The 12173-nt window shown below is 61.8% G+C and carries 17 protein-coding genes; 10 read left to right on the forward strand and 7 right to left on the reverse strand.

Features of this window, described 5'->3' with window-relative positions:
- Positions 1-390 precede the first annotated feature (390 nt).
- Positions 391-1440, forward strand: a complete 1050-nt coding sequence (locus RA20_RS13770) for a GSCFA domain-containing protein (RefSeq protein ID WP_039129817.1) — start codon at positions 391-393, stop codon at positions 1438-1440.
- 152 nt (positions 1441-1592) lie between these two features.
- On the forward strand, positions 1593-2144 hold the full coding sequence (locus RA20_RS13775) for a hypothetical protein (RefSeq protein WP_152618516.1): 552 nt from the start codon (positions 1593-1595) through the stop codon (positions 2142-2144).
- 48 nt (positions 2145-2192) lie between these two features.
- Here RA20_RS13775 and queF read toward each other — a convergent pair whose 3' ends face one another.
- The 5 genes from queF to RA20_RS13800 all read right to left on the reverse strand — a co-directional run bounded on the left by queF (position 2193) and on the right by RA20_RS13800 (position 5563).
- On the reverse strand, positions 2193-2657 hold the full coding sequence (gene queF / locus RA20_RS13780; protein ID WP_039129783.1) for a preQ(1) synthase: 465 nt from the start codon (positions 2655-2657) through the stop codon (positions 2193-2195).
- A gap of 15 nt (positions 2658-2672) precedes the next feature.
- Entirely contained in the window at positions 2673-3380 is a 708-nt protein-coding gene (queE, locus tag RA20_RS13785) for a 7-carboxy-7-deazaguanine synthase QueE (protein ID WP_039129785.1), read from the reverse strand.
- Positions 3377-3742: a 6-carboxytetrahydropterin synthase QueD gene (gene queD / locus RA20_RS13790; RefSeq protein WP_039129787.1), complete on the reverse strand. Its 366-nt coding sequence runs from the start codon at positions 3740-3742 to the stop codon at positions 3377-3379. The genes queE and queD overlap by 4 nt, the downstream gene beginning before the upstream one ends.
- On the reverse strand, positions 3742-4443 hold the full coding sequence (gene queC, locus RA20_RS13795) for a 7-cyano-7-deazaguanine synthase QueC (RefSeq protein WP_039129790.1): 702 nt from the start codon (positions 4441-4443) through the stop codon (positions 3742-3744). The genes queD and queC overlap by 1 nt, the downstream gene beginning before the upstream one ends.
- Positions 4444-4672: 229 nt before the next feature.
- Entirely contained in the window at positions 4673-5563 is an 891-nt protein-coding gene (locus RA20_RS13800) for a LysR family transcriptional regulator (RefSeq protein WP_039129793.1), read from the reverse strand.
- Between the two features lie 112 nt (positions 5564-5675).
- Here RA20_RS13800 and RA20_RS13805 point away from each other — a divergent pair, with 112 nt between their 5' ends.
- The 4 genes from RA20_RS13805 (at position 5676) to RA20_RS13820 (ending at position 8401) form a co-directional block, all read left to right on the forward strand.
- Entirely contained in the window at positions 5676-6434 is a 759-nt protein-coding gene (locus tag RA20_RS13805; protein ID WP_039129795.1) for a class II aldolase and adducin N-terminal domain-containing protein, read from the forward strand.
- Between the two features lie 262 nt (positions 6435-6696).
- Positions 6697-7725, forward strand: coding sequence for a fatty acid desaturase (locus tag RA20_RS13810; RefSeq protein WP_039129797.1), 1029 nt, complete (start codon positions 6697-6699; stop codon positions 7723-7725).
- A gap of 27 nt (positions 7726-7752) precedes the next feature.
- A complete protein-coding gene (locus tag RA20_RS13815; RefSeq protein ID WP_039129800.1) occupies positions 7753-8064 on the forward strand; it encodes a non-heme iron oxygenase ferredoxin subunit in 312 nt (103 codons plus the stop codon).
- A gap of 148 nt (positions 8065-8212) precedes the next feature.
- Positions 8213-8401, forward strand: a complete 189-nt coding sequence (locus RA20_RS13820) for a hypothetical protein (protein WP_039129803.1) — start codon at positions 8213-8215, stop codon at positions 8399-8401.
- Positions 8402-8407: 6 nt separating this feature from the next.
- Here the strand turns inward: RA20_RS13820 and RA20_RS13825 are convergent, their stop codons facing one another.
- Entirely contained in the window at positions 8408-9166 is a 759-nt protein-coding gene (locus RA20_RS13825; RefSeq protein WP_039129805.1) for an alpha/beta fold hydrolase, read from the reverse strand.
- A gap of 103 nt (positions 9167-9269) precedes the next feature.
- Between RA20_RS13825 and RA20_RS13830 the strand changes: the two genes are divergently transcribed.
- From RA20_RS13830 to RA20_RS13845, 4 genes are all read left to right on the forward strand, one after another.
- Positions 9270-9635 (forward strand): hypothetical protein, encoded by a 366-nt coding sequence (locus RA20_RS13830; RefSeq protein WP_039129807.1) that lies wholly within the window; start codon positions 9270-9272, stop codon positions 9633-9635.
- Positions 9636-9701: 66 nt separating this feature from the next.
- Positions 9702-10298 carry a TetR/AcrR family transcriptional regulator gene (locus RA20_RS13835; protein ID WP_039129809.1) on the forward strand — a complete coding sequence of 199 codons (597 nt, stop codon included), beginning with the start codon at positions 9702-9704 and terminating at the stop codon, positions 10296-10298.
- Between the two features lie 94 nt (positions 10299-10392).
- The gene (locus RA20_RS13840; protein WP_039129819.1) at positions 10393-11070 is read left to right on the forward strand and encodes a PspA/IM30 family protein; all 678 of its coding nucleotides are present in this window, start codon (positions 10393-10395) and stop codon (positions 11068-11070) included.
- Between the two features lie 72 nt (positions 11071-11142).
- The gene (locus RA20_RS13845; protein WP_152618517.1) at positions 11143-11427 is read left to right on the forward strand and encodes a hypothetical protein; all 285 of its coding nucleotides are present in this window, start codon (positions 11143-11145) and stop codon (positions 11425-11427) included.
- Positions 11428-11524: 97 nt separating this feature from the next.
- Here the strand turns inward: RA20_RS13845 and RA20_RS13850 are convergent, their stop codons facing one another.
- Positions 11525-12073, reverse strand: a complete 549-nt coding sequence (locus RA20_RS13850; protein ID WP_039129815.1) for an RNA 2'-phosphotransferase — start codon at positions 12071-12073, stop codon at positions 11525-11527.
- Positions 12074-12173: the final 100 nt, after the last annotated feature.

A 12173-nucleotide genomic window follows, 5' to 3' on the forward strand; every position in this document is an offset into this window, starting at 1 on the left:
GGCTGATTTCTATGGCGGGGCAAGCGGACGCGGAAGGGAATGTGTCTGCTTGCTCCCGTTAGAACCCTTCAGTTCCCGACGTTTGCGGGGGCGTCCATCAACGGGGTACAGATTTGGGGCGGTTGTCAGGTTCTAGTTTGCCCCTTTTAGCTTAAGAGCAGAGCAAGGACTTGCGGAAACCCGGGAAGCCGCGGGCAGCGAGCGGCCTTGGCGCCAAAGCAAACAGACCTTGAGTGCCAGAATGGCTGAGCCAGCAAAGATCTCAATTTCAAGTTGAATACAGCTTTCGGTGCTTCAGTATCGGCTTGCGCAGGCGGAGCCTGCAATAATAGAGATATGTCTGAGGCTGCCCTGCAGGGGGCGGGCCCGCAACGAAGGACGATGCTTCTGATGAATCCCTATGAGAGTGTTCCGCCCCGCGGTTTCTGGCGCACAGCTGTTGCCGACAAGAACATGCTGGATATCTCAGGCCTTTGGGTTCCCAAATTCCGGGTAGCCCAGGACAGCCGCGTGTCAACCTACGGGTCGTGTTTCGCGCAGCATATCGGCCGGGCCTTGGCGGCAAGAGGGTTCAGCTGGTTCCGGCCGGAAGAGCGGCCTTTCGGGCTGTCCGATGACAATGCGGCTAAGTTCAATTACGACGTGTTCTCCAGTCGCACCGGGAATATCTATACGGCGACGCTTCTGCTGCAGTGGCTGAAATGGGCCTTTGGCGGCGCAAAGATGCCGGATGAGGTCTGGGAGAAGGATGGCCGCTGGTTCGATCCGTTCCGGCCCAACGTCGAACCCGGCGGTTTTGCCAGCAAGGATGAGCTTTTGCAGGCCCGGGCGGTCACTTTGGAAGCCTTCCGGCGCAGCGTTGCCGAGGCTGACGTTTTTGTCTTCACGCTGGGCCTGACCGAGCAATGGCTGAACAAGGCTGAGGGCTATGAGTATCCGATGTGCCCTGGCACAGTTGCTGGAACTTTCGACCCGCAGGTGCATCAGTTCAACAATTTGGTTTTCGGCGGGGTGCAAAGTGCGCTTCAGGACGCGCTGAAGCGGATGACCACCGTTAATCCCGGCCTGAAAGTTATCTTCACCGTTTCTCCTGTGCCGCTCACGGCAACCAAGTCCGGAAAGCATGTTCTGGTTGCAACGATGCAATCAAAATCGATCCTTAGAGCGGTCGCGGGCCAAATGGCCGACCGGCGCTCCTATGTCGATTACTTTCCGTCATACGAGATCATCAACAGCGCGCCCTTCAAAGGGGCATTCTTCGAGCCAAACCAAAGAAATGTCGCCATGCCGGGGGTCCGGTTCGTGATGGATACCTTCTTTGGCAGCCAGGCGGAAACCTTTGGCGTCCGGGGCCAGCCGGCAGGGAGAGCGGCGCTGAACAGTCAGGCTGATTTGGTTTGCGAAGAAGAAATCCTGGCAAAATTCGGCGGTCAGAAATGAAACTTTGTGTGATTGGCAGCAGCCACTGCGGGGCGCTGGTGGATGCTTGGCGGCAAATCAGCGGCAACTGGCCGGACGTCTCCCTAACGTTCTTTGCAGCCCCGAGGGGGAGCATTAGGCAGCTGGCGGTGAGAGATGGCAAGCTGGTTGCGATGACGGACGATGTCCGCGACATCCTGAAGGTGACCTCCGGGGGGCTGGAGGCTTGCGATCCGAACCAGTACGACCGCTTTTTGTTCTATGGCCTGATAAGCCAGCCATACCCGCGGCAATCGGACATAGATTATTCCGTGGCAGTGCGCGAAGCCGCTTTGAAGGATCGCGGCAGCCGGAGCCCTGCCGTAAAGCTTGCGGGCCAGCTGCGGACCGTCACCGGAAAACCGGTCGATGTGGCTGCTGCACCGTTCAAAGTGCCTGTCCCCGGGGTGCCGGCGGCCCAATGGTCTTGCCCGCATCAGGCCGAAACGGCTTATCTCCAGGGCGCCTTGTTCGACGGGCTGGACGCAAGCCTGATCGCTCAGCCCGATTCCACGGTGATCGAAGGCACAAGGTCCACTTTCCCGGAATATGCAAAAGGATCGAAGAGGCTGCAGATTGACGCTGAATCAGAGCCTGAACAGCATCCAAGCGGTGAAGTCACCCATATGAACGCGCAGTATGGGCAGATCTGGCTGGAGCACTATCTTCCGATGGCTGTTTCCTAACCCCAGCAAACAAAACAGGCGGAGAGGGTATCTCTCCGCCTTTTGATTTCAGCCGCGGCCGCGGTAGGGCGGCACGCCCTGGTCCGGGATCCACACGCCTTCGGGCATCGGGCCGGTCTGCCAGAACACGTCAATCGGAATACCGCCGCGCGGGTACCAGTAGCCGCCGATGCGCAGCCATTGCGGCTCCAGGAAGTCCGCCAGGCGGCGGGCGATGGAGACGGTGCAATCCTCGTGAAAGGCGCCGTGGTTGCGGAAAGAGGTGAGAAACAGCTTCAGCGATTTGCTTTCGACCAGCCATTCACCGGGTACATAATCGATCACCAGATGCGCAAAGTCCGGCTGGCCGGTCATCGGGCAGAGCGAGGTGAACTCGGGCGCGGTGAAGCGCACGTTATAGGCCACGTCTCCTTGCGGGTTCTGGACCCGTTCCAGTTCCGCCTGTTCCGGGCTTTGCGGCACGATGGTGTCGCCGCCCAGCTGCTTCAGGTTGCTGTAGATGCTGTCAGACATGTCAGGTTCCTATCTTCAGACGCCGCGCTTGTTGCCCCAGACCAGCACATGCAGCTGGGGCAGGACGCGGGGGGTGAACCAGCCGTCGCCGGTTACTTTTTCGATGAGCCACAATAGCCGGTCAGTGGCCTGCTGCAGGTCGACGGGCAGATCCGGGTCTACTTCCGGGTTGCCGGGCTGCAGGTACAGCGGCAGCTCCGGGTGGCGCTCCGCTGCGGCCTTGGCCCAGGCGTAATCCTTGTCGTCAAAGATCACGATCTTCATCACCGTCTGGCCGCAGCCCTTGGCGGCTTCTAGGCATTTGTCGAAGGCCTTCCAATCCACCTTCTCGCCGCTGGAGGGCGGCTTGGGGCTCAGCACCAGCGTATCAAGATCCGCAAACCACGGCTTGCTGACCGATCCCTGGGTCTCGCAGGCAAAGCGGTAGCCTTCGGCCTTGCCATAGGCGATTACCGGGGCAAAATCCTGGATTGCCGGGTTGCCGCCGGAGATCGACACCGTCAGCGGCTTGCCGCCTGAGAGGCGCCGCACCTCGCCCATGACTTCCTCGGGCGCCATCACAGCCCAGTCGTGGCGGTAGGCGCTGTCGACCGCATGCATGCTGTCGCACCAGGAGCAGCGGTAATCGCAGCCGCCTGCGCGCACAAACACCGTGGGCTCTCCGATCAGGGCGCCTTCGCCCTGGATCGTGGGGCCGAAGATTTCCGCGATGCGCAAGCTCATGGCCCGAAACCCGGTCTGTACTCGGCCCAGGTCTTGGGCGTCTCCGAAACCTTCACAGCCGTCACTTCTGGCCAGCGAGCATGGCACCAGTCGTAGAAATGCTTGGCCATGTTTTCTGCGGTCGAATGGCAGTCCAGCACGTCGTTCAGGTGCCGGTGGTCGAAGGTGCCGTCGATGTAGTCCTTCAGCGGCTTCAGCTCGTGATAGTCGCGCACAAAACCGTCGCTGTTCAGCTCCTTGCCTGCCAGTTCAACCACCACAATGTAGTTGTGCCCGTGCAGCCGGTGGCACTGGTGATCACATGGCAGATGCGTCAGCTGATGCGAGGCCGAGAAGTGGAACTCCTTGGTGATCCGGAACATCAGGCGCCGTCCTTGCCTGCAATGGCGGCTTTCCAGAAATCCGGGTCGGCATAGTCTGTCGGATCTTCGACACCCGCCAGGTGGAAGGCCTCGCGCCGCTCCACGCAGGTGCCGCAGCGGCCGCAGTGCTTGTCGCCGCCCTTGTAGCAGGACCAGGTCTCGGCAAAGGGCGTGCTGTGCTTGGCGCCGGCGGTGACGATGTCACCCTTGGTGCGGTGTACAAACGGGGTATACAGCCGCACGTCCGCATAGCCGTCCAGTGCCGCGCGCTGCATTGCGTCAAACGCCTCGGTGAAGGCCGGGCGGCAGTCCGGATAGATGAAGTGGTCGCCGCCATGCACCGCCGTGGCCACAGCATCGTCGCCATTGGCAGCGGCAATGCCATAGGCGATGGCGAGCATGATGGCATTGCGGTTCGGCACCACAGTGACCTTCATGGTCTCTTCTTCATAGTGGCCGTCCGGCACGTCGATGTCGTCGGTCAGGGCTGAGCCGGAAAGGGCGGCGCCGATCCCGCGCATGTCGATGATGTCATGCGGCACGCCCAGCCGTTCGGCAGCGGCGGCGGCATAATCGAGCTCTTTGCGGTGGCGCTGGCCATAGTCGAAAGAGACAAGACGGGTCAACTGATGCTCCTCAGCGACCATATGGGCAAGCGAAACGGAATCCAGCCCGCCCGAGCAGATAACGATAGTCTTCATGTTTGAACCCTTGTTTTGGTGACCGGGTAGGCTGCGACCGGTGCCGCGCATATAGCCGCGCGCGACTTAACGCGCAAGAGGCGGGCGGATAGCGCACATTTGCAGGTGATGTTGGAGATTTTTGAAAATGTCTTTGGGTCGGGCCAAAGGCCCGGCCCGCGCCCGACCCTCCCCACGGGAGGGCGCTTGTGCGCCCACCCAGGGCCGGGCGAGGGCCTCATGTTCTGCACTACAGGGGAGGCAGCTCTCCCTCCAGCCAATCCAAGAACGCCCGCGACGCCGGTGTGCTGGAATGGCTCGGCGGCGGTAGCAGGAAGTAGTTCTCAAGCAGCTCTGCCGAGTGCTCGTGGGCTTTCACCAGTTGGCCGCTCTCCAGCAGCCCGCCCGCCAATGTGTCATGCGACATGGAAATGCCAGCGCCATTCACCGCAGCGGTCATGGCAATCACGTAAGTGGAGGCCAGCTGGATCTCATGATTGCGCTCAAACGGCAGTTCCTGCGACTTGAACCACGCGCCCCAAGAGCCTGTGACCCCAGCACAATCCAGCAGAGTCGCTGTGGTGAAATCCACCTCTCCGCCCTGATAGCCGGGAGCGCAGACCGGGTAGAACCGGTCCCGCGTCAGCCTTATGGCTGCTGCTGACATGTCAGCTGGGCGGCCAAACCGGATCTCGATCCCGGCGGAGCCGGCATGGCGCTCCGGGTCCCAGATCGGCGTCACGATGTTCAGCACCAGCCAAGGGTATTTTTCATAAAGCCGCGGCAGGCGGGGCGACAGCCAGAACACCGAGAACGCCATATTGCACTGCAAAACCAGATGCCGCCCCTGATCGCCGCCGGTGAAGGCCTGGGTGCCGGCCGCAATCAGGTCAAACGCCTCGCGCACGATCGGCATGTAATTTGCCCCGGCCTCGCTGAGCTCCAGCGCGCGGGTTTTGCGGATGAACAGCTCGCGGCCCAGAAAGTTCTCCAGGCTCCGCACATGCTGGCTGATTGCCGATTGCGTCAGGTTCAACTCGCCGGCGGCGCGGGTGAACGACAGGTGCCGGGCACTGGCCTCAAAGGCGCGCAGCCAGGTGAGCGGGGGCAGGGAGGAAGAGGGCGATCCAGGGGAAGACATCGACGCATGACCTATGCATTAGTTCAATTAATGCATTACGCTTGAATCAATCGTTTGTCAGCAGCGATTGCGGCTGGCACCAATGGGGTAGCAACTTTTGGGAGGCGCCAGAATGAACAAGCAAGCGGATTTGAGCCCGAACCTCACCCATTGGCAGGAGCGCGTCGACATGGCCGCGGCGTTCCGCTGGACCGAACGGCTGAACATGCATGAGGCGGTGGCGAACCACTTCAGCCTGGCGGTGAACGAGGACGGCAGCCAGTTCCTGATGAACCCGAACCAAGTGCATTTCAGCCGCGTCAAGGCCTCGGACCTGCTGTTCCTGGACGCCAACGACCCCAAGACCATGGAGCGCCCCGACGCGCCGGACCCGACCGCCTGGGGCCTGCACGGCTCGATCCACCGGCTGTGCCCGCATGCGCGCTGCGTGATGCATGTGCATTCGATCCACGCCACTGTTCTGGCCTGCCTCGCCGACAGCACCCTGCCGCCGATCGACCAGAACACCGCCACCTTCTATAACCGCTATGTCGTTGACGGCGAATTTGGCGGTCTGGCTTTTGAAAGCGAAGGCGCGCGCTGTGCCTCGATGCTGAGTGATCCGAAGGTCAAGGTGATGATCATGGGCAATCACGGGGTGCTGGTAATCGGCGACACCGTCGCGGATACCTTCAACCGCCTCTACTACTTTGAGCGCGCCGCTGAGACTTATATCCGCGCGCTGCAGACCGGCCAGAAGCTGCGGGTGCTGAGCGATGAGGTCGCCGAGAAAACAGCGCAGGAACTGGAGGATTACCCGGATCAGGCGGAGCGCCACCTGGCCGAACTGAAAGCAATCCTCGACGACGAAGGCTCCAATTACGCCAGCTGACAAAGCTGAGGGGAGGGTAAAGCACTGAGGGCAGCGCCTGACCCTGGGTGGGCGTGAAGCGCCCTCCCGTGGGGAGGGTCGGGCGCTGCCCGGCCTGCAGCCGGGCGGGTGCTGACCGCATGGCCTATCTCCCCTTTTCAACGGCGCCTAACGGCGTTCTGTCTCCTCGACGAAATCATAAGGTGCTCTGCCGCAAACCCGCGCAGCTGCCGCCTGCACAGTCCCAATCACTTCTGCAACTCAGCCATCCAGAAGGGTCCAGATGCCTGACTACGTCCCTACAAATGCCGCTTCCTCGGGCGTGAAGCTCGACAAGAAGACGCTGAAATCCATCGCAGCCCGCAGCGACAGGCCTGGCCTGATCTATATTGCGCAGTGGATCGCCTTCCTGGCCGCCACCGGCACGCTGGTTTGGGCCTCGCTTGGCTCTATCTGGATGTGGCCCGCGATGCTGCTGCACGGCATCTTCCTGACCGTCCCGGCCTATTCCTTCAGCCATGAAACCGCACATGGCACCGCTTTCCGCACCCGCTGGCTGAACGAGACGGTGCTGTGGGTCACCTCGCTCCTCTACATGGAGGAACCGCTGCACCGCCGCTACACCCACACCAACCACCACACCCATACCTGGTGGGTGGGCAAGGACAGCCAGATGCCCTTCGACACGCCGATGGGCTTTGGCGGCTGGCTGGCCGAGATCACCGGCTTTGCGCTGTTGCGCTTTCACATGCAGGTTTTCGTGCATCTGGCGGTGGGCCATTACACCGACACCATGAAGATGGTCACACCCGAAGGCGAGTTCGCCAAGATGACCCGCAACGCGCGTATCATGCTGGCGATCTATGCGCTGATCGCCGCGGCGCCTTTCCTTGGCATCTGGTGGCCGGTCTGGCTGATCGTGATCCCGCGGGTTCTGGGCGCGCCGGTCATGCTGCTGTTTACCTTGATCCAGCATGTGGAGCTGCAGGAGAACTCGCCCTCGATCCTGGAGAGCACCCGTTCATTCCGCAGCAACTGGCTGGCCGAGTTCCTCTATATGAAGATGAACAACCACGTTGAACATCACCTCTACCCGCAAGTGCCTTTTCACGCGCTGCCGAAACTGGCCGAGGCGGTGCAGGAGCAGCTGCCGGAGCCGGACCCGGGCTTCTTCAAGACCAACCTTGAAGTGATGTCTGTGGTGCTGCGCCGCTCGCTGGGCCGCCAGACCAAGGCTGCCACCATCCGCCAGGCGCCGCATATGATCACCGACGGCGGCCCGGTGGAGCGCGTTGCGCAGCGGACCATGTGAACATTTGAATTTCAGGAGCCGAAAAGCATGAGCCAATGGATTGACGCCTGCGCCACCGATGACATCGACGAGGAAGACCTGATCTCCTGGCAGCACGAGGGCAAATCATACGCGATCTACAACACCGAGAAGGGGTTCTTTGCCTCTGACCTGATGTGCACCCATGAGGAGCAGAGCCTGGAGGACGGGCTGGTGATCGACTGCGTCATCGAATGCCCGCTGCACGGCGGCCGCTTTGACATCTGCACCGGCAAGGCGCTGTCGGCGCCGGTGCATCAGGATCTCAAGACCTACCCGGTCAAGGTCGAGGGCGGCCGGGTTTTCGTGGAAATCGGCTGACCAGTTCCTCCCCGGATCGTCAGCTGCCGGCGGCCCTTCGGGGCCGCCCTTTTTGATTGGTGTGCCATCTGATCCTGATCAAGGCGGCAGCCGGCCGCTCTTCCTATGCCTGTATCCAAAGAGACTCGGCAGCTATAGGAGAGACCCCATGTTGCGCCTTGCATCCGTTCTTTATTCGCTGATCGGCAGCAGCCTGGCAGGCGTTGGCGTGATCGTGGTCCTGGTCGCGGGCATGAGCACGGTTCCGGCCATCCTGGCCTCGGCAGCTATTGGCGCGGTCCTGGGTCTGCCCGTGGCCTGGCTGGTGGCCAAGCAGCTTTACGCCCGCGGCGCCTGACGCGGTTCAAGCGTTCAGGAACACCCGTGCGGCGGCCTCGAATTCCCGGGGCTTCTCGGCGTGCAGCCAATGGCCCGCGCCGGGCAGCTTGGCAAAGCGGGCGGCAGGGAAGCGGGCGCGGATCAGATCGCGGTGCTCCGGCAGCACATAGTCCGACTCGGCGCCTGACAGGAACAGCGCAGGGCCGCCCCACGACGCCTCCATCCCGGGGAAGGACATGATGTTCGGCATCTGATCCGCCAGCGTGTCCAGGTTCAGCTTCCAGCGCTTGTTCGGAATGTCCAGCGACTGGGTGAAGAAGCTCTGCAGCGCGGGTTCCACCCCGGCCTCTGCCAGCTGCGCTGCAGCCTCGGGGCGGCGCTGAATGGTTTCCAGATCCACCGAGCGCATCGCGTGGATGTACTGGATCTGCGTGTGCCCATAGGCAACCGGCGCAATGTCCGCCACCACCAGCCGGCGCACGGCTTCCGGGTGGTTCAGGGCCAGCGTCATTGCCGCCTTGCCGCCCATTGAATGGCCGATCACATCCATCTGCCCGCCATGGGCGTCAATCACTTCGGCCAGATCCGCCGCCAGCTCCGGATAGGTATGGCTGTCCGTCCTCGGGCTGTCGCCGTGGTTGCGCATATCCGCAGCCACCACCAGCCGCTCGTCCGACAGGCGCTTTGCAATGACACCCCAGTTGCGGGCCGAGCCATAAAGCCCGTGGGCAATCAGAAGCGGCGGTTTGTCCGTGGCGGAGCCATGTGTGATCGTGTTCAGCATGACGCCTTGATAGCCGCGCAGGCAAAGGCTTGCCACCCCCCATTGAGGCAGCATGGCTGGCAGAGTAGGGTGGCGCAGAATGCAGCAAGGGGAGAGTGCCGGTATGGCCGCCAGCCTGGAACAGGACATCGAAGACATCTGTGCGCTTTTGAAAGAGCGCGAGCATGCCTCGGGCGATCTGGCTGCAGCCCTGAAGCGCGTGCGCCGCCGTATCCCCCGCCGGATCTACAAGCAGGGCATGAAGATCGCGGATGCGCTGCCGCTGCTGGATCATCCCAAACTGCGGCTGACCGTCGATGAAAAACCGCTGCGCGGCGCGGCCCGTGAGGTGAAGGCGCATCTGGAGAAAATCGACCTTGCCGACCGGCGCAAAGGCTTCTGGCTGGGCGTGCTCGGCAGCATGGCCTTTTCCGTTCTTGTTGTGCTGGCCCTGCTGATCATTGTGCTGCGCTGGCGCGGGCTGATCTGATTTCCCGCTTTACGCCGCTTGTGCCGTCAGTATTTTGAACGTGGTTCAAATTGAAGGCGGAGCGCCATGGCAGGCAAAGTGGAAGCGCGCAAAGCGGCGCTGCGGGAAAAACTGGTGGAAGCGGCCGAGATCCGCATTGCCCGAGATGGGGCAGGGGCGCTTCGGGCCCGGGATCTGGCGCAGGACGCTGGCTGCGCACTGGGCGCGATCTATAACGCATATGACGATCTGACCGCCATCATCATGGCGGTGAACGGCCGCACCTTCCAGCACCTGGGGGCTGCAGTCGAAGCCTCCGTCGCTGATGCGGATCACGAACCGCCCACGCAGCGCCTGATCCTGATGAGCAATGCCTATCTGCGGTTTGCGGCTGAGAACACCAACCTGTGGCGGGCGCTGTTCGACCTGCAGATGACAGCGGAAGGGCCGGTTCCGGATTGGTATCTGCAAGCGCTGGAGGGGCTCTTTGCCAATATTGCGCGCCCGGTGGCGGAGCTGTTCCCTGGCAAAGGGGCCGAGGAAACCGGCTTGATGGTACGGGCGTTGTTCTCCTCGGTTCATGGCATTGTGCTGCTGGGGCTGGAGCGGCGGATTTCCGGCGTGCCGCCGGAACAGATCGAAACGATGATCGCCCAGGTTCTTGGTCAGATCGGGCCCGGATAGATTTTTTGAACATCGTTCAAAATAATTCTTGAACGATGTTCATGAATGTGCGATCACTCTGCTTGTGAACGACGTTCATAAAGCGGAGGAAGCGATGTTTACCACTCTGAAGACCCTGATCACCGGTGCCAATGCCCGGGCCGAAGAGCAGCTGCGCGAGACGTTCTCGATTGAGCTGATCACCCAGAAGATCCGCGAGGCGGAGGCAAACCTGAAGGCAGCCAAGCTGACTCTGGCCAGCCTGATCCAGCGCCAGCGCGGCGAGCAGCGCCAGGTGGAGGCGCTGGAAGCGCGCATTCAGGACCTGATGGGCCGGGCCGGAGAGGCACTGGAAGCAGGCCGCGAGGATCTGGCCCAAAGCGCCGCCCAAGCCGTGGCTGAGATGGAAAACGAACTGGCTGTGCGCCGCCAGACTCTGGACCGGCTGGAGATGCGGATCCTGCAGCTGCGCCAGTCGGTTGAAACAGCCAACCGCCGGATCACCGATCTGAAACAGGGCGCTATTGCCGCCCGCGCCACCCGGCGCGAGCAGGACATCCAGCGCCGCATCCGCAAACATGCGGCTGGCGACAGCCCGGTGGAAGAGGCTGAAGCGCTGATCGGGGAAGTGCTGCAGCGCGATGACCCGTTCGAGCAGGGCGAGATCCTGCGCGAGATCGACGGCGAGCTGAACAACACGACCATCGCCGATGATCTGGCCGACGCCGGTTTCGGCCCCCGCAGCCGCAGCACCGCCGCTGATGTGCTGAGCCGCCTTCAAAGCAAGAGCTGAGCGGAACACCGCACTTTCAGCACCTGAAATGCAAAGCTGCAAACCCGATTATTACTCTGGAGACATTCAATGATGACCGACAGCACCGACAACAAACTGATTATCCTGCTGAACCTGGCCGGCGTGGGCCTGGCCTACGGGATGCTGGGGATTTCCCTCTGGCTCTCCACCGAAGTTCCGCTGGCCACCAAGGGCTATTGGGCCATGGGCGTTCTCTTGCTGACGCTGAGCCTGATCAACGTGGTGAAGTACCGCTTTGACAACCGCTCCAGCGAAGACCGCATCCGCAAGATCGAGGAAGCCCGCAACGAGAAACTGCTGGAAGACGCGCTGAAGGATCAGGACACCTCCTACTGATCTGCAAACCCAGCAGGCAAACCGCTCCGGTGCTCGCCGGGGCGGTTTTCTGTTCCGGCGGCCTGGCAGGGACTGATGCAGGGCTGGGCGGGAGCGGCTAAGTCTCCGGCCCCTGGAGCTCAAGGAATTCAGGCGGCACGGTTTTGCACAGCCAAACGCGGTTTTCCGACATGTAGAACTTATGCCCCTGCAGCTGCATCTTTGCTGCGTCGACTTGCAGAATGACCGGCTTGCCATGGCGCATTCCAACCTGTCTGGCAGTGCTGGTATCGCTTGAAAGATGCACATGCTGCCGCTGCATCGGCAGCAGCCCCTCCTGCAGGATTATCGTCACAGAGGTCTGCGCGGTTCCGTGAAACAGAAGGTCCGGCGGCAGTGCCGGCTCCAGCCCAAGGTCCACATCGATGGAATGCCCCTGGTTGGCCCGGATGAAGGTGCCGCAGGCAGAGATTGAGAACCGCTGTTTGTTATTGCGGCGCACAGCCTCCTCTATCTCCGCGCGGGTAACTGGCGGCTTGGACCGGGCAGTGATCTGGGCAATTGCCACCCAGCCGCTGGCATCCATATCAAGCTGCAAAGCAGCGGGATTGTGACGCAGGAGGTAGCTCAGAAATTTGCTGGTTTGCTTTAAAGAATCGTCTGTCATGCGGCCATTTTCCTCTGCCCCTCGCACAGGTCCAGCCCAAATCAGCGCCAATGAAACTCTCCCGCCCCTTTCCGGCCTGCCGCGGGCAGCGCCCCTGATA

Origin of the sequence: Leisingera sp. ANG-Vp, from assembly GCF_000813725.1 — a bacterium.
GTDB lineage: Bacteria > Pseudomonadota > Alphaproteobacteria > Rhodobacterales > Rhodobacteraceae > Leisingera.